15 protein-coding genes are annotated in these 21,662 nt (G+C 35.2%); 11 read left to right on the top strand and 4 right to left on the bottom strand.

What is annotated here, in order from left to right; genetic code table 11:
• Positions 1-8: 8 nt before the first annotated feature.
• Positions 9-950 (bottom strand): lysylphosphatidylglycerol synthase domain-containing protein, encoded by a 942-nt coding sequence (locus AWN65_RS12375; RefSeq protein WP_060383448.1) that lies wholly within the window; start codon positions 948-950, stop codon positions 9-11.
• 54 nt (positions 951-1,004) lie between these two features.
• On the opposite strand from AWN65_RS12375, the gene ruvC reads away from it, so the two are divergent.
• The 3 genes from ruvC to AWN65_RS12360 all read left to right on the top strand — a co-directional run bounded on the left by ruvC (position 1,005) and on the right by AWN65_RS12360 (position 3,616).
• Positions 1,005-1,559 (top strand): crossover junction endodeoxyribonuclease RuvC, encoded by a 555-nt coding sequence (ruvC, locus tag AWN65_RS12370; protein ID WP_060383447.1) that lies wholly within the window; start codon positions 1,005-1,007, stop codon positions 1,557-1,559.
• 66 nt (positions 1,560-1,625) lie between these two features.
• The gene (gene hemW / locus AWN65_RS12365) at positions 1,626-2,777 is read left to right on the top strand and encodes a radical SAM family heme chaperone HemW (protein WP_060383446.1); all 1,152 of its coding nucleotides are present in this window, start codon (positions 1,626-1,628) and stop codon (positions 2,775-2,777) included.
• A 59-nt stretch (positions 2,778-2,836) separates the two neighbouring features.
• Positions 2,837-3,616 carry a cyclase family protein gene (locus AWN65_RS12360; RefSeq protein WP_060383445.1) on the top strand — a complete coding sequence of 260 codons (780 nt, stop codon included), beginning with the start codon at positions 2,837-2,839 and terminating at the stop codon, positions 3,614-3,616.
• 302 nt (positions 3,617-3,918) lie between these two features.
• Here the strand turns inward: AWN65_RS12360 and AWN65_RS12355 are convergent, their stop codons facing one another.
• Genes AWN65_RS12355 through AWN65_RS12345 form a run of 3 tightly spaced genes read right to left on the bottom strand, consistent with a single transcriptional unit; the run spans position 3,919 to position 16,303 of the window.
• The gene (locus tag AWN65_RS12355) at positions 3,919-5,877 is read right to left on the bottom strand and encodes an OmpA family protein (protein WP_060383444.1); all 1,959 of its coding nucleotides are present in this window, start codon (positions 5,875-5,877) and stop codon (positions 3,919-3,921) included.
• Between the two features lie 10 nt (positions 5,878-5,887).
• Positions 5,888-6,802 carry a PorP/SprF family type IX secretion system membrane protein gene (locus tag AWN65_RS12350; RefSeq protein ID WP_060382883.1) on the bottom strand — a complete coding sequence of 305 codons (915 nt, stop codon included), beginning with the start codon at positions 6,800-6,802 and terminating at the stop codon, positions 5,888-5,890.
• A 54-nt stretch (positions 6,803-6,856) separates the two neighbouring features.
• Positions 6,857-16,303 (bottom strand): T9SS type B sorting domain-containing protein, encoded by a 9,447-nt coding sequence (locus tag AWN65_RS12345; protein ID WP_060383443.1) that lies wholly within the window; start codon positions 16,301-16,303, stop codon positions 6,857-6,859.
• A gap of 232 nt (positions 16,304-16,535) precedes the next feature.
• Between AWN65_RS12345 and cyoE the strand changes: the two genes are divergently transcribed.
• The 8 genes from cyoE (at position 16,536) to AWN65_RS12305 (ending at position 21,646) form a co-directional block, all read left to right on the top strand.
• The gene (gene cyoE, locus AWN65_RS12340) at positions 16,536-17,423 is read left to right on the top strand and encodes a heme o synthase (RefSeq protein ID WP_060383442.1); all 888 of its coding nucleotides are present in this window, start codon (positions 16,536-16,538) and stop codon (positions 17,421-17,423) included.
• Positions 17,423-18,001, top strand: coding sequence for a cytochrome c oxidase subunit 3 (locus AWN65_RS12335; RefSeq protein ID WP_060383441.1), 579 nt, complete (start codon positions 17,423-17,425; stop codon positions 17,999-18,001). The genes cyoE and AWN65_RS12335 overlap by 1 nt, the downstream gene beginning before the upstream one ends.
• A 43-nt stretch (positions 18,002-18,044) precedes the next feature.
• Complete coding sequence (locus AWN65_RS12330; protein ID WP_060383896.1) at positions 18,045-19,022, top strand: cytochrome c oxidase subunit 3; 978 nt, start codon at positions 18,045-18,047, stop codon at positions 19,020-19,022.
• 16 nt (positions 19,023-19,038) lie between these two features.
• Positions 19,039-19,389 (top strand): cytochrome C oxidase subunit IV family protein, encoded by a 351-nt coding sequence (locus AWN65_RS12325; protein WP_060383440.1) that lies wholly within the window; start codon positions 19,039-19,041, stop codon positions 19,387-19,389.
• A 75-nt stretch (positions 19,390-19,464) separates the two neighbouring features.
• Positions 19,465-20,139, top strand: a complete 675-nt coding sequence (locus tag AWN65_RS12320) for a hypothetical protein (RefSeq protein WP_060383439.1) — start codon at positions 19,465-19,467, stop codon at positions 20,137-20,139.
• Positions 20,140-20,156: 17 nt separating this feature from the next.
• Complete coding sequence (locus tag AWN65_RS12315; protein ID WP_060383438.1) at positions 20,157-20,840, top strand: SCO family protein; 684 nt, start codon at positions 20,157-20,159, stop codon at positions 20,838-20,840.
• 28 nt (positions 20,841-20,868) lie between these two features.
• Entirely contained in the window at positions 20,869-21,408 is a 540-nt protein-coding gene (locus AWN65_RS12310; RefSeq protein WP_060383437.1) for a DUF420 domain-containing protein, read from the top strand.
• Positions 21,398-21,646 carry a hypothetical protein gene (locus AWN65_RS12305; RefSeq protein ID WP_060383436.1) on the top strand — a complete coding sequence of 83 codons (249 nt, stop codon included), beginning with the start codon at positions 21,398-21,400 and terminating at the stop codon, positions 21,644-21,646. The genes AWN65_RS12310 and AWN65_RS12305 overlap by 11 nt, the downstream gene beginning before the upstream one ends.
• Positions 21,647-21,662 lie beyond the last annotated feature (16 nt).

Below are 21,662 nucleotides of genomic sequence, written 5' to 3'. Positions count from 1 at the left end.
ACCTTTATTTATGATTCTCTCAATTTAAAATTTAACACAAAATAACTACCAATAACTACAGGTAAAACAGTATTTAAAATCCACATCAAAGTACTAATAAAAAGAACAACCCACTCATTAACCTTTAATAAACCAAAGAAAAAAACAGCCACACTCCCCTTTACTGCAAAATCTAAAAACTGGAAAGAAGGTAGAGAAGATGCTAAAAAATATACAGATGTAATTACACTCATCAAAAGTAAATAAGGTAGATCAACACCAAACATTAGAAACAAAAAATAATATTGATGAGAAAAAGTTAAATAACGCAATACGCCTAAAAATAGATTCTTTTGATGTATTTTTTTAGGTATTGCATTAATCTTATGAATAATTTTTTCTATTGAATACTTTCCTATTTTAGCTTTTCTAAAGAATATGATAATTAAAATCAAAAATACAGTAATCCCCAAAACAATAAAAACAACTTTGCTTCTTACAACTGAAAAATAAGTATTGAAATACATCAATCCTAGTATACCAAAAAATACGGTTAAAACAAGTTGAACTCCATTGCAAATCAAGTTTAAAAAAATAACTTTTGAAGTTTGGTTTTTTTCAAAAAACAATGCTTTTCCTGCATATTCTCCTATACCATTAGGTGTAAACAAAGCCAAAGTTAAAGCACCTAAAACTTGTTTAGTAGATTCAACCAGAGAAATAGTTTTTATCTCTTGTATCAAATTTTGCCATTTTAAAATTTCTATAAACCGATTAAGAACTGATAAAAACAAAATAAAAACAATAGTATACCAAGTTTGTTTGAATAAAATTTGATTTTTAAAACGATCAAAATCCATATTAGATTGATTTGATAATCTTTCATATATAAAATAAAAAGCACCTACTACTATAATTAGTTTAAGCAGAAGTGTAAAGAATTGTTTAGATTTGTTGGATATTTTTTGCATTGGAACAAAGTAACAAAACTTTGGACTTGAAACTCGAAACTTTAAATAAAAAATTTGGCAAACGAAAGAATAATTTTAGGTATTGACCCAGGAACTACCATTATGGGATTTGGTCTGATAAAAGTATTGAATAAAAAAATGGAATTTATCCAACTTAACGAATTGTTATTAAGTAAATACGATAATCATTATTTAAAACTTCAAAAAATATTTGAACGAACTATTGAATTAATTGACACTTATCATCCTGATGAAATTGCCATTGAAGCCCCATTTTTTGGCAAAAATGTACAATCAATGCTAAAATTAGGGAGAGCACAAGGAGTTGCTATGGCAGCTGGCTTATCACGTCAAATACCTATAACCGAATATGAACCTAAAAAAATAAAAATGGCCATTACAGGAAACGGTAATGCTAGTAAAGAACAAGTAGCTAAAATGCTCCAACAACTTTTAAAACTAAAAGAGCTTCCTAAAAATTTAGATTCTACTGATGGTTTAGCAGCAGCTGTATGCCATTTTTTTAATTCAGGAAAAGTTGAACTAGGCAAAAGCTATTCTGGTTGGGAAGCTTTTATAAAACAAAATGAAGAACGAATAAAAAAATAAAGTATTTTAAAGATACATCTTCCATTTTATAAATTACTACTAAACCTATGACGATAATTTAAAAATATGTCAGGAATCTATATCCATATCCCATTCTGCAAACAGGCTTGCCATTATTGTGATTTTTATTTTTCGACTTCATTGAAGAAAAAAAATGAAATGATCAAAGCATTAATAAAAGAAATAGCAATACGAAAAAACGAATTTGAAAATGAAGTAGTAGAAACTATTTACTTCGGTGGCGGAACACCTTCTATATTGCCAATTGAAGATATACAACTTTTAATTAATGAAGTTTACAATAATTACAAAGTTACCAATACCCCTGAAATCACTATTGAAGCAAATCCTGATGATTTAGAAACGAATAATTTATTTCAGGATTTTAAATCCATCGGAATTAATCGTATTTCTATTGGTGTACAGTCTTTTCATAAGGCGGATTTACAACTAATGAATCGTGCTCATAATACTCATCAGGCAAAAAAAAGTCTAAAAATAGCAACCCAATATTTTGACAATATTTCAGTAGATCTCATTTATGGAACTCCTGGTTTAACTAATAAAATGTGGCTAGAAAATATTCAAGTTTTATTAGATTTAGGCATCCCTCATATTTCTAGTTATGCCCTAACCGTAGAACCTAAAACTGCCTTGCAAAAATTTATTCAAACAGGTAAAGTTCCTACTCCAGATGAAGAAATTGCTCATGAACAATTTTTACTATTAGTTGATACACTAGAAAAAAACAATTTCATTCATTATGAATTATCTAATTTTGGAAAAGAAAACTATTTTTCTAAAAATAATTCAGCCTATTGGTTAGGAAAAAAATATATAGGGATAGGTCCATCAGCACATAGTTATAACGGAATAAATAGAAGCTGGAATGTGACTAATAACTCATTGTATATAAAATCTATAGAAGAAGAAAAGCTACCTATTGAAACAGAAATTCTTTCATTAACAGATCGTTACAATGAATATATAATGACTGGGTTAAGAACTATTTGGGGTATTTCTTTGGAAAAAATTAAAAAAGATTTTGGAAACAACTATCATGACTATTTAATAAAAAATGCGCAACCATATATAAATAACACACAATTAGAATTAGATAATCATATTCTAAAAACCACTCGTAAAGGGAAATTTTTTTGTGATGGAATTGCATCAGATTTATTTTTTCTAAATTTGAATAGCCCCAAGAAAATCTAAGGCATTTTTTTATTAATCCTCTCTTTTGTGTAATTTATTTTTATAGTCTTTATCATAAAATGATTTTAAAAACAGATAATATTACGTTCGATTTATCTAATCCTCTTGATATTTCCATTCCATTAAATAATACTGAGTCAAATCCAATTGCTTGGTATCTAGAAAAACCAATAATAGAACCCGTTCGTTTTGACAATTGGGTCGGAAAAGTATCAAACGGAAGCTCTGTAAATTTTAACAATATTTTTTTTAACCCCCATGGGCATGGTACACATACTGAATGTTTAGGACATATTACAAAAGATTTCTACAGTATTAATGACTGTTTAAAAGAATTCTTTTTTCTTGCCAAAGTAATTACTATAGAGCCTCAAAAAAGCAACCAAGATTTGATCATTACAAAAAAAATGATAGAAGATAAACTCTTGTCTATGAGTAAAAATAAAGAAACACAAAATTCGTTCCAAGCATTAGTAATTCGTACTTTACCAAATAATAGCGAAAAAAAAACAAAAAAATACTCAAATACCAATCCACCCTATCTGACAGAAGAAACAGGATTTTATTTACGTGAAATAGGTGTTAAACACTTATTAATTGATTTGCCCAGTATTGATAGAGAAAGAGATGAAGGCAAACTCTTAGCTCACAAAGCTTTTTGGAATGTAACAGATGTAAATCATTTAAATTCAGATGCACGCTTAGATTGTACCATTACCGAAATGATTTTTGTTGATAATACAATTACAGATGACACTTACTTGTTAAATTTACAAATAGCCTCTTTTGAGAATGATGCTAGCCCTAGTAAGCCTATATTATATCCTAAAAAAAATTAAGTTGTAAATACGATAACAACAACCCACAAAAAAACACGCCCGTAAGCGTATTCATTTTTTATTTATCACTCCTCAAAGTCGGAAAACTTTGAGCAACTGGGCAAGACTTCTTTGTCTTTTTCTCTTGTGGATTTTAGACTTGTGGAGATTGGACATCGCTTTTTTTTGAGATTTTCATAAACAAAAAAAGTTTATTGAAACGAATTTCAATAAACTTTTGGGAACATCATATTTTATAATACTTTACAGCTGTTTTACCAACTATTTTTTACTATTAAACTTTTTTAAGACACCTTTTTTTATTACATTTTTACAATGATAAATTCACTTCTTCTATTTTCTTGATGTTGTTCTTCTGTACAAGAAGATTGATTAGTTGGTTCACAACCGCAATTATTCATTAATTGTGATTCTCCATAACCACGACCTGTTAAACGATCTTTTGCAATACCTTTTTTGATGAGCCAAGCCACTGTTTCTTTTGCTCTACGATCTGAAAGTTTTGCATTATAAGCTGCGGTTTGACGACAGTCAGTATGTGATCGAACGTCTACTTTCATGGTGGGGTATTGTTTCATCACTTCTAAAATTTTAGCTAATTCTACTGCTGCATCAGGACGAATAAATGATTTATCTAGATCAAAATAAATAATTTTAATTTCAAATATTTTGGCTAAATCGGATCCTTCTTTTATTTCTTTTACTTTTTTGGCAGTATCTATAGGTAAATTTGTTTTTCCTATTTTATTTGGAATTTCTACTGGTTTTTCTTTGGTTTCATAATCTTCTTTTTCTGCTCGTACATAATATTTTTTACCCGCAGGAATTTTCTTAAAATCATAAAATCCTTTGTTGTCTGCTAGAACTTTTTCTATTTCTTTAAATTTTTCATCATATAATGTTACGGTTGCTTCTGGAATTGCTTCTCCTGTTTCGGAGTTTGTAACAATGCCTGTTAGTTGGTGTTGGATTTCTAAATTTAATGGGGATTTTTCTATAAAACTATAGATGTCATCTAAACCTTTGCCTTCTGAACGGTTTGAGGAAAAGAAGCCTTTTCCTTTTTCGTCTATGATAAAAGCAAAATCGTCCATGGGACCATTTATTGGGGATCCAACATTGGTTACTAAATTAGTAACCATTCCTTTATCATCTAATTGTGTTGCGTAAATATCTAATCCTCCTAGTCCTTGTTGTCCATCGGTTGCATAATATAATACTCCTTTATCGCTTATAAAAGGAAAGGTTTCTCTGGCTTCTGTATTGATTGTATTTCCTAGGTTAATAGGGGTTCCATAACTGTTTTCTCCTAAAATAGCTACCTTGAATAAGTCGGATTGCCCGTATGTTCCGGGCATATTAGAGGCAAAATATAAGGTTTTTTCGTCAGGGGATAAGGCGGGATGTGCTACACTGTATTGATCACTATTAAATGGTAGTTCTGTTATATTAATCCATTCTCCTTTTGTATTTAAATTAGCTCGATAGATCTTTAAATTGATGACTTTTTTATCGTCTTTTCCTACTTTTCCTTCATTGAAATTATTACGGGTAAAGTAAACTGTTTTTAGATCTTTGGTGAAAACGGGAGAGTCTTCGTGATATTTGGAATTGATTTCTTTTGCAAAACGAGCTGTATTAATAAGATCGTCTCCTGTTTCATTTTTATCAGCAGCATACAGGTTGGTAAATGATTTTCCTGTCCATTTTGCTTTTGTTTTGAAAACTCCAATGGTATCTCTAGTGGATGCAAAAAGTACTTTGTTTCCATAGAATGCTGTACCATAATCGGAAGAACTGCCATTAATGCTTACTGGTTTTATTTCAAAACGTCCAGAATTTTTTGCGATAATATTTTTATAATCTTTTTGATTATTATAAATACTGGCTCTTGTATCTTTGGATGTTAATTGATAAAATTTATCCATATATTCATCGGCTTTTTTGTAATTTTCTACCGATTTGAGGGTTTGTGCATAACGATAGTAATATTCAGGTTCTACTGTTTCACCTAAAGCAAATAATTCAGTATACCATTTATGGGCTTCTGTAAATTTAGCATTGTAGTAATAGGAATCTCCTAAGCGTTGAAATAACTCTTTTGATTTATATCCTTTTTGAGCTACTTTTAAATAGGTGCCAATTGCATCGACGTATGCTAAACCATTATAGTGATTACTTGCTTTTATGATTTTTTTCTCTTGTGCATATATTCCATTCAAAGACAATCCTAATACAGTAAATAAAATTATTCTTTTCATAATAATAGTTTTAGAAGAAACGTGGGGCTACCACTTTTTCTACACGTTTAAACAATTCATAACGTAAAAATATTTCGTGTGAACCAGAGTTAAAATTTCCTAATCTGGTAACATCTCGATCGTAGGCATATCCTACTAACCAAGAATCGTTAATTTGAAATCCTGCCATAGCGCTCCATGCTGCACTCCAACGATAGGCGGCTCCCAATGAAAATTTTTCATTAAACCAAAAATTCCCTGATAAATCGACTTGTAATGGGGCTCCATTTACATATTTAATCATCGTTGTGGGTTTAAATTGTACTTCACTACTTAGGCGAAATACGTGTCCTGCTATTAAATGAGGGTGCATACGTTCACTGGCTACGTATTGAACATCGTTATCATAGTATTTTTGTTCTAATATAAAAGGGATGGATAGTCCTACATAGGTCTTATCTGAATACCAAAATGCTCCTGCTCCTATATTTGGGAAAAAACGATTGTCTACATTTTGTCTTATCAAACCATCTGATACATTATGAATCTTTGTCTTATTAAAATCAACACTAAAAAAATTAGCTGTTCCTTTTATTCCAAAAGACAATTTAGAGTTTTCTGTAGTGTTAATATTATAACTTAGGTCTACTGATATTGCATTTTCATCTGAAGGACCTATTTTATCGTTTATAACGCTTACTCCTAATCCCATCCTATTGTTAAGACCTAAGGGGGTACTCATTGCAACTGTATTTGTCTTTGGGGCTCCTTCTAATCCTACCCATTGGGAGCGGTGCATTACTAAAGCACTAAAACAACCGCGGGTACCTGTGTAACCGGGATTTACATTGGCAGTGTTATACATATATTGTGTATACTGTGCTTCTTGTTGAGCAAAACTAATTCCACTCATTAAAAGTAGTAAATATATAATTTTGTTTTTCATATCATATTCTTTTTTAAATATCCTCCGCCCTAAAGACGGAGGTATATTAATTCTTTATCTATTGATATATAAATAACCTGCTTTTTCTTGGGGCATACCTTTAGTATCTTCGTACTTAAACATATAATAGTATGTTCCTTCTGGCAATTCTTCTAATTGTTTGATCGTAACTCGTCCTGATGATATGCCTCGGAATGATCGATCATTATTATTATATCCTTTTGCCTCATATACTAATACTCCCCATCGGTTGTAAACTTCTACTGAGTTATTAGGAAATTTATCTACTCCGTCTATAAAGAATACATCGTTATTCCCATCTCCATTAGGAGTCATGTGGTTGTAAATAACAAATTCCTCTTTGTTTGATGGTTCTACTCTTACAGTTACTGTAGCGGTATCACAAATAGTGTTAAATGGTGTTAGCAAGCAAATTTTGTAAGGTATAGTATAAGTTCCAGAAGGTGTTCCAGAAGGTACTATTACGTTACCATTTAAATCAATGTATGGATTTTTTTGACCTGTCCAAGCAGTTGTTGTTAATGTTATGTTATTTAAATTTGCTTGATTTCCGTCAGCTAAATCGAATCCATTTCCATTATCTGTAAATATATTTCCTAATGTCTCTCCTTGGCTACCGTTTTGAGAAGAAAAGATATCGTTCTGAGCATTAACACTAGGCTCACCCACTGTTATATTAGAACTAACATTGCTGCAGTTTTTAGGATTGTTGACTTCACAAATGGTGTAGTTAACGGTGTATGTTCCCGCAGGGGTGTTAGCTGGTATTGATACTGTTCCGTTTGGATTTAGTATTAGTCCAGACCCCATAGGAACTGTACTTGCTGTAATTTGAACATTACCAGGAGCCGTTCCTACTGTTACTAATGCTCCGTTAAGTGTATCATTGGCCGTAAGTGGAGCGGTTGTTCCTCCCGATAGACCGTTTATAGGCGTTGTTGTTTCTGTTATGGCTATAATCTGAGGAGTATCTACCACTACATTAGAACTAACATTGCTGCAGTTTTTAGGATTGTTGACTTCACAAATGGTGTAGTTAACGGTGTATGTTCCCGCAGGGGTGTTAGCTGGTATTGATACTGTTCCGTTTGGATTTAGTATTAGTCCAGACCCCATAGGAACTGTACTTGCCGTAATTTGAACATTACCAGGAGCCGTTCCTACTGTTACTAATGCTCCGTTAAGTGTATCATTGGCCGTAAGTGGAGCGGTTGTTCCTCCCGATAGACCGTTTATAGGCGTTGTTGTTTCTGTTATGGCTATAATCTGAGGAGTATCTACCACTACATTAGAACTAACATTGCTGCAGTTTTTGGGATTGTTGACTTCACAAATGGTGTAGTTAACGGTGTATGTTCCCGCAGGGGTGTTAGCTGGTATTGATACTGTTCCGTTTGGATTTAGTATTAGTCCAGACCCCATAGGAACTGTACTTGCCGTAATTTGAACATTACCAGGAGCCGTTCCTACTGTTACTAATGCTCCGTTAAGTGTATCATTGGCCGTAAGTGGAGCGGTTGTTCCTCCCGATAGACCGTTTATAGGCGTTGTTGTTTCTGTTATGGCTATAATCTGAGGAGTATCTACCACTACATTAGAACTAACATTGCTGCAGTTTTTAGGATTGTTGACTTCACAAATGGTGTAGTTAACGGTGTATGTTCCCGCAGGGGTGTTAGCTGGTATTGATACTGTTCCGTTTGGATTTAGGATTAGTCCAGACCCCATAGGAACTGTACTTGCCGTAATTTGAACATTACCAGGAGCCGTTCCTACCGTTACTAATGCTCCGTTAAGTGTATCATTGGCCGTAAGTGGAGCGGTTGTTCCTCCCGATAGACCGTTTATAGGCGTTGTTGTTTCTGTTATGGCTATAATCTGAGGAGTATCTACCACTACATTAGAACTAACATTGCTGCAGTTTTTAGGATTGTTGACTTCACAAATGGTGTAGTTAACGGTGTATGTTCCCGCAGGGGTGTTAGCTGGTATTGATACTGTTCCGTTTGGATTTAGGATTAGTCCAGACCCCATAGGAACTGTACTTGCCGTAATTTGAACATTACCAGGAGCCGTTCCTACCGTTACTAATGCTCCGTTAAGTGTATCATTGGCCGTAAGTGGAGCGGTTGTTCCTCCCGATAGACCGTTTATAGGCGTTGTTGTTTCTGTTATGGCTATAATCTGAGGAGTATCTACCACTACATTAGAACTAACATTGCTGCAGTTTTTAGGATTGTTGACTTCACAAATGGTGTAGTTAACGGTGTATGTTCCCGCAGGGGTGTTAGCTGGTATTGATACTGTTCCGTTTGGATTTAGTATTAGTCCAGACCCCATAGGAACTGTACTTGCTGTAATTTGAACATTACCAGGAGCCGTTCCTACTGTTACTAATGCTCCGTTAAGTGTATCATTGGCCGTAAGTGGAGCGGTTGTTCCTCCCGATAGACCGTTTATAGGCGTTGTTGTTTCTGTTATGGCTATAATCTGAGGAGTATCTACCACTACATTAGAACTAACATTGCTGCAGTTTTTAGGATTGTTGACTTCACAAATGGTGTAGTTAACGGTGTATGTTCCCGCAGGGGTGTTAGCTGGTATTGATACTGTTCCGTTTGGATTTAGTATTAGTCCAGACCCGATAGGAACTGTACTTGCCGTAATTTGAACATTACCAGGAGCCGTTCCTACTGTTACTAATGCTCCGTTAAGTGTATCATTGGCCGTAAGTGGAGCGGTTGTTCCTCCCGATAGACCGTTTATAGGCGTTGTTGTTTCTGTTATGGCTATAATCTGAGGAGTATCTACCACTACATTAGAACTAACATTGCTGCAGTTTTTAGGATTGTTGACTTCACAAATGGTGTAGTTAACGGTGTATGTTCCCGCAGGGGTGTTAGCTGGTATTGATACTGTTCCGTTTGGATTTAGTATTAGTCCAGACCCGATAGGAACTGTACTTGCCGTAATTTGAACATTACCAGGAGCCGTTCCTACTGTTACTAATGCTCCGTTAAGTGTATCATTGGCCGTAAGTGGAGCGGTTGTTCCTCCCGATAGACCGTTTATAGGCATTGTTGTTTCATCTACTGCACATATTTGATTATATACTGTTATAGCAGATGATGCAGGTGAAATACAACCATTAGAATTAGTAACTGTGAAGGTATATGTATTACCTGGATTTAGTCCTGTAAAATTTACACTAGTTCCAGTGCCATTTAATGTAAGACCACTTGGCGATGTTATAATAGTCCATGGATCTGATGTTGGTAAACCATTTAAAGTAACACTTCCTGTTGAAGTGATACAGTTTGGTTGTGTAATAGCTCCTGTTATAGGGGCTGATGGTGTTACTGGTTGTGTATTAATAGTAATAGTTGTAGCAGCTTGTGCAGTACAGGTGTTATCAGTAGTGCTTCGTACTCGTAAGGTATAGGTAGCAGGATTTAATCCGCTAAATACGTTGCTGGCTTGATAACTTGTTCCGTTATTAATACTGTATTCTACATCCGTTTGTGTAGTAAAGGTAATGGTACCTGTTGATAGTGTACAAGTAGGTTGTAATGTTGTAGCTGTAGGGGGGGTAGGCGTTGCAGGTTGTGCATTGATAAGAACCTGTGCACTTACAGCAGAGGTACATCCCGCCGCATTGGTTTCTGTAAAAGTATAAGTACCCGCATTAGCCGTAACAACCCCCGTTGCTGAGATATTCAAAACCGCAGGATTAAAATTATAGACACTATTAGAATTATAGCCCATAATTTGAAAACTACCCGTAGCAGTAGCACAAGTAGGTTGTGTAACAGCCCCCGCTAATGGCGCATTAGGTGTTGCAGGTTGTGCATTGATAAGAACCTGTGCACTTACAGCAGAGGTACATCCCGCCGCATTTGTTTCCGTAAAAGTATAAGTACCCGCATTAGCCGTAACAACCCCCGTTGCTGAGATATTCAAAACCGCAGGATTAAAATTATAGACACTATTAGAATTATAGCCCATAATTTGAAAACTACCCGTAGCAGTAGCACAAGTAGGTTGTGTAACAGCCCCCGCTAATGGCGCATTAGGTGTTGCAGGTTGTGCATTGATAAGAACCTGTGCACTTACAGCAGAGGTACATCCCGCCGCATTTGTTTCCGTAAAAGTATAAGTACCCGCATTAGCCGTAACAACCCCCGTTGCTGAGATATTCAAAACCGCAGGATTAAAATTATAGACACTATTAGAATTATAGCCCATAATTTGAAAACTACCCGTAGCAGTAGCACAAGTAGGTTGTGTAACAGCCCCCGCTAATGGCGCATTAGGCGTTGCAGGTTGTGCATTGATAAGAACCTGTGCACTTACAGCAGAGGTACATCCCGCCGCATTTGTTTCCGTAAAAGTATAAGTACCCGCATTAGCCGTAACAACCCCCGTTGCTGAGATATTCAAAACCGGAGGATTAAAATTATAGACACTATTAGAATTATAGTCCATAATTTGAAAACTACCCGTAGCAGTAGCACAAGTAGGTTGTGTAACAGCCCCCGCTAATGGCGCATTAGGTGTTGCAGGTTGTGCATTGATAAGAACCTGTGCACTTACAGCAGAGGTACATCCCGCCGCATTTGTTTCCGTAAAAGTATAAGTACCCGCATTAGCCGTAACAACCCCCGTTGCTGAGATATTCAAAACCGCAGGATTAAAATTATAGACACTATTAGAATTATAGCCCATAATTTGAAAACTACCCGTAGCAGTAGCACAAGTAGGTTGTGTAACAGCCCCCGCTAATGGCGCATTAGGTGTTGCAGGTTGTGCATTGATAAGAACCTGTGCACTTACAGCAGAGGTACATCCCGCCGCATTGGTTTCTGTAAAAGTATAAGTACCCGCATTAGCCGTAACAACCCCCGTTGCCGAGATATTCAAAACCGCAGGACTAAAATTATAGACACTATTAGAATTATAGCCCATAATTTGAAAACTACCCGTAGCAGTAGCACAAGTAGGTTGTGTAACAGCCCCCGCTAATGGCGCATTAGGCGTTGCAGGTTGTGCATTGATAAGAACCTGTGCACTTACAGCAGAGGTACATCCCGCCGCATTTGTTTCCGTAAAAGTATAAGTACCCGCATTAGCCGTAACAACCCCCGTTGCCGAGATATTCAAAACCGCAGGATTAAAATTATAGACACTATTAGAATTATAGCCCATAATTTGAAAACTACCCGTAGCAGTAGCACAAGTAGGTTGTGTAACAGCCCCCGCTAATGGCGCATTAGGCGTTGCAGGTTGCGCATTGATAAGAACCTGTGCACTTACAGCAGAGGTACATCCCGCCGCATTTGTTTCCGTAAAAGTATAAGTACCCGCATTAGCCGTAACAACCCCCGTTGCTGAGATATTCAAAACCGCAGGACTAAAATTATAGACACTATTAGAATTATAGCCCATAATTTGAAAACTACCCGTAGCAGTAGCACAAGTAGGTTGTGTAACAGCCCCCGCTAATGGCGCATTAGGCGTTGCAGGTTGCGCATTGATAAGAACCTGTGCACTTACAGCAGAGGTACATCCCGCCGCATTTGTTTCCGTAAAAGTATAAGTACCCGCATTAGCCGTAACAACCCCCGTTGCTGAGATATTCAAAACCGCAGGACTAAAATTATAGACACTATTAGAATTATAGCCCATAATTTGAAAACTACCCGTAGCAGTAGCACAAGTAGGTTGTGTAACAGCCCCCGCTAATGGCGCATTAGGCGTTGCAGGTTGTGCATTGATAAGAACCTGTGCACTTACAGCAGAGGTACATCCCGCCGCATTTGTTTCCGTAAAAGTATAAGTACCCGCATTAGCCGTAACAACCCCCGTTGCTGAGATATTCAAAACCGCAGGACTAAAATTATAGACACTATTAGAATTATAGCCCATAATTTGAAAACTACCCGTAGCAGTAGCACAAGTAGGTTGTGTAACAGCCCCCGCTAATGGCGCATTAGGCGTTGCAGGTTGCGCATTGATAAGAACCTGTGCACTTGCAGTAGAGGTACATCCCGCCGCATTTGTTTCTGTAAAAGTATAAGTACCCGCATTAGCCGTAACAACCCCCGTTGCTGAGATATTCAAAACCGCAGGACTAAAATTATAGACACTATTAGAATTATAGCCCATAATTTGAAAACTACCCGTAGCAGTAGCACAAGTAGGTTGTGTAACAGCCCCCGCTAATGGCGCATTAGGCGTTGCAGGTTGTGCATTGATAAGAACCTGTGCACTTACAGCAGAGGTACATCCCGCCGCATTTGTTTCCGTAAAAGTATAAGTACCCGCATTAGCCGTAACAACCCCCGTTGCTGAGATATTCAAAACCGCAGGATTAAAATTATAGACACTATTAGAATTATAGCCCATAATTTGAAAACTACCCGTAGCAGTAGCACAAGTAGGTTGTGTAACAGCCCCCGCTAATGGCGCATTAGGCGTTGCAGGTTGTGCATTGATAAGAACCTGTGCACTTGCAGTAGAGGTACATCCCGCCGCATTTGTTTCTGTAAAAGTATAAGTACCCGGATTAGCCGTAACAACCCCCGTTGCTGAGATATTCAAAACCGCAGGACTAAAATTATAGACACTATTAGAATTATAGCCCATAATTTGAAAACTACCCGTAGCAGTAGCACAAGTAGGTTGTGTAACAGCCCCCGCTAATGGCGCATTAGGCGTTGCAGGTTGCGCATTGATAAGAACCTGTGCACTTACAGCAGAGGTACATCCCGCCGCATTTGTTTCCGTAAAAGTATAAGTACCCGCATTAGCCGTAACAACCCCCGTTGCCGAGATATTCAAAACCGCAGGACTAAAATTATAGACACTATTAGAATTATAGCCCATAATTTGAAAACTACCCGTAGCAGTAGCACAAGTAGGTTGTGTAACAGCCCCCGCTAATGGCGCATTAGGCGTTGCAGGTTGTGCATTGATAAGAACCTGTGCACTTACAGCAGAGGTACATCCCGCCGCATTTGTTTCCGTAAAAGTATAAGTACCCGCATTAGCCGTAACAACCCCCGTTGCTGAGATATTCAAAACCGCAGGACTAAAATTATAGACACTATTAGAATTATAGCCCATAATTTGAAAACTACCCGTAGCAGTAGCACAAGTAGGTTGTGTAACAGCCCCCGCTAATGGCGCATTAGGCGTTGCAGGTTGTGCATTGATAAGAACCTGTGCACTTACAGCAGAGGTACATCCCGCCGCATTTGTTTCCGTAAAAGTATAAGTACCCGCATTAGCCGTAACAACCCCCGTTGCTGAGATATTCAAAACCGCAGGACTAAAATTATAGACACTATTAGAATTATAGCCCATAATTTGAAAACTACCCGTAGCAGTAGCACAAGTAGGTTGTGTAACAGCCCCCGCTAATGGCGCATTAGGCGTTGCAGGTTGTGCATTGATAAGAACCTGTGCACTTACAGCAGAGGTACATCCCGCCGCATTTGTTTCCGTAAAAGTATAAGTACCCGCATTAGCCGTAACAACCCCCGTTGCCGAGATATTCAAAACCGCAGGACTAAAATTATAGACACTATTAGAATTATAGCCCATAATTTGAAAACTACCCGTAGCAGTAGCACAAGTAGGTTGTGTAACAGCCCCCGCTAATGGCGCATTAGGCGTTGCAGGTTGTGCATTGATAAGAACCTGTGCACTTACAGCAGAGGTACATCCATTAGAATTAGTGACAGTAAAAGTATAGGTGTTATTTCCTGTTAGACCACTAAAAATTGCATTACTTCCAGAACCTGTTATGCTAGTGCCACCAGGTGAAGCTGTTACAGTCCATGTGCCAGATGCAGGTAAATTATTGAAACTAACACTTCCTGTAGAAACATTGCAGCTAGGTTGTGTTATACTTGATATAATAGGAGCTGCTGGCAATGGGTTGACTATTACGTTCGTTGAATCTGATATAGTACAGCCTCCAGGTGTTGTAACGACAAGTGTATAGATACCATTATGGCTAGTATTACTATTTGCGATTATTGGGTTTTGTTGATTTGATGTAAAACCATTTGGTCCAGTCCAGTTATAACTAAGCATTCCTGAAATAGAAGAGAAGATTATAGGTGAACCAACGCAGGAAGTAAGAGGATTAGTGGTTAATGTTGTTTTTGTAATATTTACCCAATGATCTTCAGCTTCTCCATCAGCAGCAAAGCCAGAAGGAGAAAGATTTTGAGTAGTGGATAATCTTAATCGGGCATAGTAACTATTACCAGAAGTAAGTCCACTAATTGGATTTAAAGGGACATTTATATTTCCGTTTGTGCCTGAAGGAATTATAGTATTTGTGTTTTCGTTGTTATCAAAAATACCATTTGAATTAGCATCTATCCATAAATTTAAATAAGCTAAACTGGCAGTGGTGTTTTTTACAAATACGGTTCCTGTACATGTAGACCAGTTAATATCTTGTATACCATCTTCATCATCAATTCCAGTGATGTCATCTGTATTAGGTATAGTACCATTAGTTACGGGGTTATAGTTGCTTTCAACATCTATATTAGTACCAAGAATTAAATTTGGGCTTACAAAAGAACCTTTTTGTGTGTCTAATACGTTGGTTGTTGTGCTTAAGGTATTTAGACTAGGTGAGGTAAAAGTTCCTCCTTGGATAGAATTGTTTACTATATGAGTAGCTTTTCCGTACGAGTTAGGAGCATCTGAGTAATCCAGATCCTCTATAAATCCAATGCCAAAATGTTGCCCACCACCTCCTTTTACTTGAGCGTCTATATAGGGAACATCTTCAGCAATTAATAAAGCGTCACCTCTACTATCTCCAGTTCCAGGATTGGTAACTTTAATAGTTCGACCTGAATTTGAAACGTCTAGTCGGATGGATGAGTTAGTCCAATTGTCATTTTTTATATACTTATCTAAGTATCTTACGGTTCCTGAAGGGACTGTAATTTGATAGAATTCGCTAGTACTAGCTAGTGTTTCTGTTCCTCCTATGACAAATGCGGCCACATTACCCGATATGCCATTTGGATAATTGGCTGTTATGGTAATTCTGAAAGTAGAAGTACAAGCGTTACACCCGTTGTTTATACCTACAATGTTACCAGCTCCAGTATTTCCTCCAATATTTCCATAACCACTAGGGAAGTTATTTCCTGAATAATCATAAGAATTGCTGGATTTTGGGGTGCCTGTAACGTTTGATATTGTGGCTTGATAAAGAACACCTGCGGGAGAAGTGAAAGTTCTTGAGGATCCGTTAGTAATCAAATCACCTCCAGCGCCGTCCTTATTAAGATCCCAATTTAACCAAAATATACGATCTTTATAAAGTCCACTACCTGTTGTAGCCTTGCCTGCATCTGGAACTTGTGCAGATGTTAGGTTAGGAAAAAAAGAACTTAAAAATAAGTATGTAAAAATGATTAATGTCTTAAGATTAGGGGCTTTCATTTTTTTTATATTTTTATTTTGTAAAATTAATAGTTTTTTTGTGGTTATTTTGTAGAAAACTTTCTAATAAGTGTATTTTTATTAAGAATGACGGGTTGTTTTTTGAAAATAAATAAAGATAAAGTTAATTAGATTTCTTTGTAATTAAACTTGATTAGATTTTTATACTTCTAAACTAAAATGTATCTTTGTCGCGATTTTTAAAATTTTTATTTTGAGTACTACTCATAAGATGTCTTTATCATTAAAAACTTTTTTACTTGATTTTAAAGAAATAACAAAAGCAGGTTTGGCTGTGAGTGTTGTTTTTTCTTCTTTAGCTGGTTTTATGCTTGGGGTAGAAGAAATTAATCAAAGTACAATGATTACTCTTGTTATGTTGGCAATAGGAGGCTACTGTATGGTGGGAGCTTCTAATGCTTACAATCAAATTATAGAGAAAGATTTAGATATTTTGATGGATCGTACTAAAAATAGACCTATTCCTTCAGGAAGGATGTCTGTAAAAAAAGCTTTTTTTATAGCAACTATCTTGGCAGTTTTAGGAGTTGTTGTTTTGTATAATATTAATGAGAAATCAGCTATGTTTGGTGCTGTTTCTATTTTTTTATATACAAGCATGTATACGCCTATGAAAACAAAGACTCCTTTGTCTGTTTTTGTGGGAGCGTTTCCAGGAGCAATTCCTTTTATGTTGGGTTGGGTTGCAGCTACTAATGAGTTTGGTATCGAGGCAGGAACATTGTTTTTAATTCAGTTTTTTTGGCAATTTCCTCATTTTTGGTCTATAGGATGGTTTTTGTTTGATGATTATGAAAAAGGTGGTTTCTTTATGTTGCCAACAGGTAGTCGTGATAAGTCAACCGCCATGCAAATTATTTTGTATACAATTTGGTTGGTAGTTGCTTCTGTTTTGCCAAGTTTTGGTTATACAGGACAATTATACTTGTCTGATTTGTCAGCTTTGTTAGTATTGGCTATGGGGGGGTGGATGCTTTTATACGCAGTCAAATTGTATCAACAACAAACGCCAAAAGCTGCTAAGAGTTTAATGTTGGTGAGTGTAACCTATATCTCACTATTGCAAATAGTATATGTTTTAGATAAATTTTTAAGATAATGGAAATTACCATACAAGAAGAAAAACAAAAAAAAGTTCGCTCTTATAAATTAATCCTGTTGTTTGGGATGCTAAGTATGTTTATGATGTTTGCGGGTCTTACTAGTGCTTATTTAGTTAGTGCTTCTCGTAAGGATTGGGTACATGATATGGTATTGCCTCCTGCTTTTATGATTAGTACTGTTGTAATTATTTTAAGTAGTGTAACAATTCATTTGGCGAAATTAGCTATACGAAAAGATAATCGTGCTAAGGTGTCTTTATACTTGGGTTTAACTTTGGTTTTAGGACTAGTGTTTGTGTTTTTGCAGTTTACAGGGTTTAGCCAAATTGTAGCAATGGGATATTATTTTACAGGTAGCGAAAGTACGGTAACTACTTCTTTCCTTTATATGTTAACGTTGTTGCATTTAGTTCACCTTTTTGCAGGTGTAATTTCACTATTAATTATAATTTATAATCATTATAAACAAAAATATAATTCTACTCAAACCTCTGGAATAGAGCTTGGTGCGATGTTTTGGCACTTTTTAGATTTTCTTTGGGTATATTTGTTTCTGTTTTTATATTTCGTATAAAAAATAAAAAATGTAAATTTGACAACTTTTTAAAATGAATTCTATGGCAACGACAGTTACTACAAGTACTGAAGGTAAAGTTTGGGGCGGCGGAAACGAGCCTATGAAAGCAAGCTATGGTAAAATGATGATGTGGTTCTTCATCGTTTCGGATGCTTTAACTTTCTCTGGATTCCTTGCTTCTTACGGTTTTTCAAGATTTAAATTTATCGAAACTTGGCCTTTGGCCGATGAAGTGTTTACTCACTTCCCATTTATGCATGGAGTGCCTGCTCCAATGTATTATGTAGCATTGATGACTTTTATCTTAATTTTTTCATCTGTAACTATGGTATTAGCTGTTGATGCAGGTCACCAAATGAAAAAAGATAAAGTAGCAATCTATATGTTTCTTACCATTGTTGGAGGTTTTATATTCGTTGGCTCTCAAGCTTGGGAATGGAAAAATTTTATCAAAGGAGAATATGGTGCAATAGAAACTAAAGGCGGGTCTATTTTGCAATTTGTTGATAAAGATGGCAAACGTGTAGCTTTGCATGAGTTTGCATTGCAGTTACCAGAAGAAAGAACACAACACACAAGTAATAAAGGTTTGTGGTTTGTGAGCGAATCAGCTCTGACTTCTGTGTCGGTTGCAGAAGTAGTAGAAGGATTTAAAGCAAATCAAAATTTATTAATTCGTTCTGAAAAAGTAAATCCAGAAACTAAACAAAAAATTGTTTTAACTCGTGAAGAGTCTTTAAAAAGGTTAGAAGGGGCTAAGTCAGTAGTTGAAGGTGCTAATTTAAAGCAAAACGAGTACGGAAATAAATTGTTTGCTGATTTCTTCTTCTTCATTACTGGATTCCACGGTTTCCACGTATTTTCAGGTGTTATTATCAACATCATTATATTCTTTAATGTACTTTTAGGTACTTATGAAAGAAGAGGAAGTTATGAAATGGTTGAAAAAGTAGGTTTATACTGGCACTTCGTAGATTTAGTTTGGGTGTTTGTATTTACATTCTTCTACTTAGTATAATAAAAAAAGTAAGATTATGGGACACGCACACGAATCGAACGCGGGAAAAATTTGGAAAGTTTTTGGAATACTTTCTGTTATAACAATTATAGAAGTTGTTTTGGGTATTTATAAACCTCATTCACTTTATTTTACAAATGTTTTAGGTACGAATTTACTTAATTGGATTTTCATTATCTTAACAGTAGCTAAAGCATACGGAATTATGTGGTCATTCATGCACCTTGAAGGAGAAGTTTCTTCTTTACGTTGGTCTATAGTAGCACCATTAGTATTCTTAATCATATATTTAGTTTTTATCTTATTAGTTGAGGCTGATTATGTATTTGGGGTGTTCAAAAATTCGACCATAAAGTGGAATTTTTAACAACATATTAATTCATAAAGAATCCCGATTTGCGTCGGGATTTTTTTATTTTTGTATACTCACAAAATTCCTTTTATGAAGAAAAAAATAATACTTATAATATTATTGGTCTTACCAATTATTATTTACTTGATTTTTGCCTCGGCTACACATAATCAACTGTTTTTGCCTACTATTTCAAAAAATAATCTTGATTTACCTAATTGGAAAAGTTTAGAAAAAAAGAACGTAACATTAAAGGGCAAAATAACAGTTATAGGGTTTTTAGGAAGTGATATTAAGAGTGTGCAAGGGAATATTTTTAATTTTAATCAAAAAATTTATGATAAATATGTTGGGTTTAAAGATTTTCAAGTAGTCTTTTTAGCTGTTGATGGAAGTCAAAATCAAGTTAAAGAACTGTTTGATAAATTAAAAGGATTTACAGAAAATATGTCAGGTTATCATATTGTTTTTGCATCTAAATCGGAGATTCAAACTTACTATGATTCATTTAAACTTAGAGGTAAGCTAAATAATGATTGTGCAACTTCAGAAGTATTTATTTTAGATAAAGATATTAATCACAGAGGACGTATAGGGAAAAATAAAGAAGGAATAGAAGAATATCGTGAAAGTTATAATACTACTTCTGCTGCTGATTTACATAATGAAATGATGGACGATATTAAAATTCTTTTAAGAGAGTATCGTTTAGCTCTAAAAAGAAACAAGAATAAAGAAGATTTTCGTTTACACGAAAAAAAATAAGATTATAATAATTAGTTATGAAGAATAAATCATACATAGGGATTAGTTTTATTGTTTTAGTTTTTGGAATTATTTTTATTCCAAAGATTATAAAAAGAATTAAAGAAGGGGAAGTCGTAAAAGGAGATCGTTTGAGTACAATAGTCGATCAAGGAGTTGGTAAAAGTGATCTGTTTACAGTGGGTTCCGCACCTAAATTTTCTTTAGAGAATCAAGAGGGAAAGACAATTTCAAATGAAACCTATAAAGGAAAAGTTTTTGTTGTAGAGTTTTTCTTTACCACTTGTCCTACTATTTGTCCTATTATGAATCGTAATATGAAACTAATACAAGATAGTTTTGCTTCCAATGCTAATTTTGGAATTGCTTCTATTACTATTAATCCTGAAACAGATACTCAAAAAGTTTTGAAAGATCATGCGGAAAGATTGAATTTAAAAGGAATGAATTGGCATTTTTTGACAGGAGATCAAGACAAAATATACAATTTAGCTCAAAAAGGATTTAATTTATATGTAGGACAAAATAAAAAAGTAAGTGGAGGTTTTGAACATTCGGGGATGTTTGCTTTAATAGATAAAGAAGGGAAAATAAGATGTCGTAAAGACAACTATGGTAATCCTATAGTCTATTATGATGGGTTAAAACCAGAAGGAATTAAACAAATTAAACAAGATATATCAAAATTGTTAGCAGAATAAATATAGCATAATTTGAATAATAAATAATATGGAAAATAATATAGAAAAGAAATACAATGTATGGATTACCATTTTATCGGTTGCTATTCCTTTAGTGGTAGCTTTGTTGTTTAAAGTTAAATTAAAAGATTTTGGATTTGATGTAAAGCCTTTAACTTTTCTACCTCCAATTTATGCCACAATTAATGGTTTAACAGCTATACTTTTAGTTTGCTCAGTGGTGTCTATAAAAAAAGGAAACCAAACCTTACATGAAAAATTAATGAAGTTAGCCATAATTTGTTCTGTAGCCTTTTTAGGAATGTATGTAGCTTATCACATGACCGCGGAGTCAACACCCTATGGTGGTGTTGGGATCATGAGATCAATCTACTTTTTTATTTTAATTACACATATTGCACTTTCAATAGCAATCATTCCAATTGTTTTGATAACATACGTAAGGGCATTAGCTGGAAATTTTGATCGTCATAAAATAATTGCTAAATGGGCATTTCCCTTATGGCTTTATGTAGCAGTAACAGGTGTTATTGTATATCTAATGATTTCTCCATATTATGTTAGTTAGAATAAAAGATAAAAATATAAGAATAAAAAATATTTTGTTCTTTATAGCTCATGTTTTATTTCCTATAACATTTAAAGCGCAATGTGCAATGTGTCGCGCATCCTTAGAAAGTACAGGAGACGTAGCACAAGGAGAAGCAATAAATGACGGTATTGTTTACCTCATGGCAATTCCTTATATTTTGGTTGGTTTCGCAGGTTATTATGTTTATAAAATGTATAAAAAAAAGAAGAGTTAGTTACAGGCTAACTCTT

Origin of the sequence: Flavobacterium covae (assembly GCF_001534645.1) — a bacterium.
Lineage (GTDB): Bacteria > Bacteroidota > Bacteroidia > Flavobacteriales > Flavobacteriaceae > Flavobacterium > Flavobacterium covae.
The sequence above is the reverse complement of the archived record's forward strand: the minus strand, read 5'-3'. Positions and strand labels throughout refer to the sequence as shown.

Coding starts and splice junctions, on each gene's coding strand:
- AWN65_RS12375 (WP_060383448.1), bottom strand. CDS start 950: ATGCAAAAAATATCCAACAAATCTAAACAATTCTTTACACTTCTGCTT.
- hemW (WP_060383446.1), top strand. CDS start 1,626: ATGTCAGGAATCTATATCCATATCCCATTCTGCAAACAGGCTTGCCAT.
- AWN65_RS12360 (WP_060383445.1), top strand. CDS start 2,837: ATGATTTTAAAAACAGATAATATTACGTTCGATTTATCTAATCCTCTT.
- AWN65_RS12355 (WP_060383444.1), bottom strand. CDS start 5,877: ATGAAAAGAATAATTTTATTTACTGTATTAGGATTGTCTTTGAATGGA.
- AWN65_RS12350 (WP_060382883.1), bottom strand. CDS start 6,802: ATGAAAAACAAAATTATATATTTACTACTTTTAATGAGTGGAATTAGT.
- AWN65_RS12345 (WP_060383443.1), bottom strand. CDS start 16,303: ATGAAAGCCCCTAATCTTAAGACATTAATCATTTTTACATACTTATTT.
- cyoE (WP_060383442.1), top strand. CDS start 16,536: ATGTCTTTATCATTAAAAACTTTTTTACTTGATTTTAAAGAAATAACA.
- AWN65_RS12335 (WP_060383441.1), top strand. CDS start 17,423: ATGGAAATTACCATACAAGAAGAAAAACAAAAAAAAGTTCGCTCTTAT.
- AWN65_RS12330 (WP_060383896.1), top strand. CDS start 18,045: ATGGCAACGACAGTTACTACAAGTACTGAAGGTAAAGTTTGGGGCGGC.
- AWN65_RS12325 (WP_060383440.1), top strand. CDS start 19,039: ATGGGACACGCACACGAATCGAACGCGGGAAAAATTTGGAAAGTTTTT.
- AWN65_RS12320 (WP_060383439.1), top strand. CDS start 19,465: ATGAAGAAAAAAATAATACTTATAATATTATTGGTCTTACCAATTATT.
- AWN65_RS12315 (WP_060383438.1), top strand. CDS start 20,157: ATGAAGAATAAATCATACATAGGGATTAGTTTTATTGTTTTAGTTTTT.
- AWN65_RS12310 (WP_060383437.1), top strand. CDS start 20,869: ATGGAAAATAATATAGAAAAGAAATACAATGTATGGATTACCATTTTA.
- AWN65_RS12305 (WP_060383436.1), top strand. CDS start 21,398: ATGTTAGTTAGAATAAAAGATAAAAATATAAGAATAAAAAATATTTTG.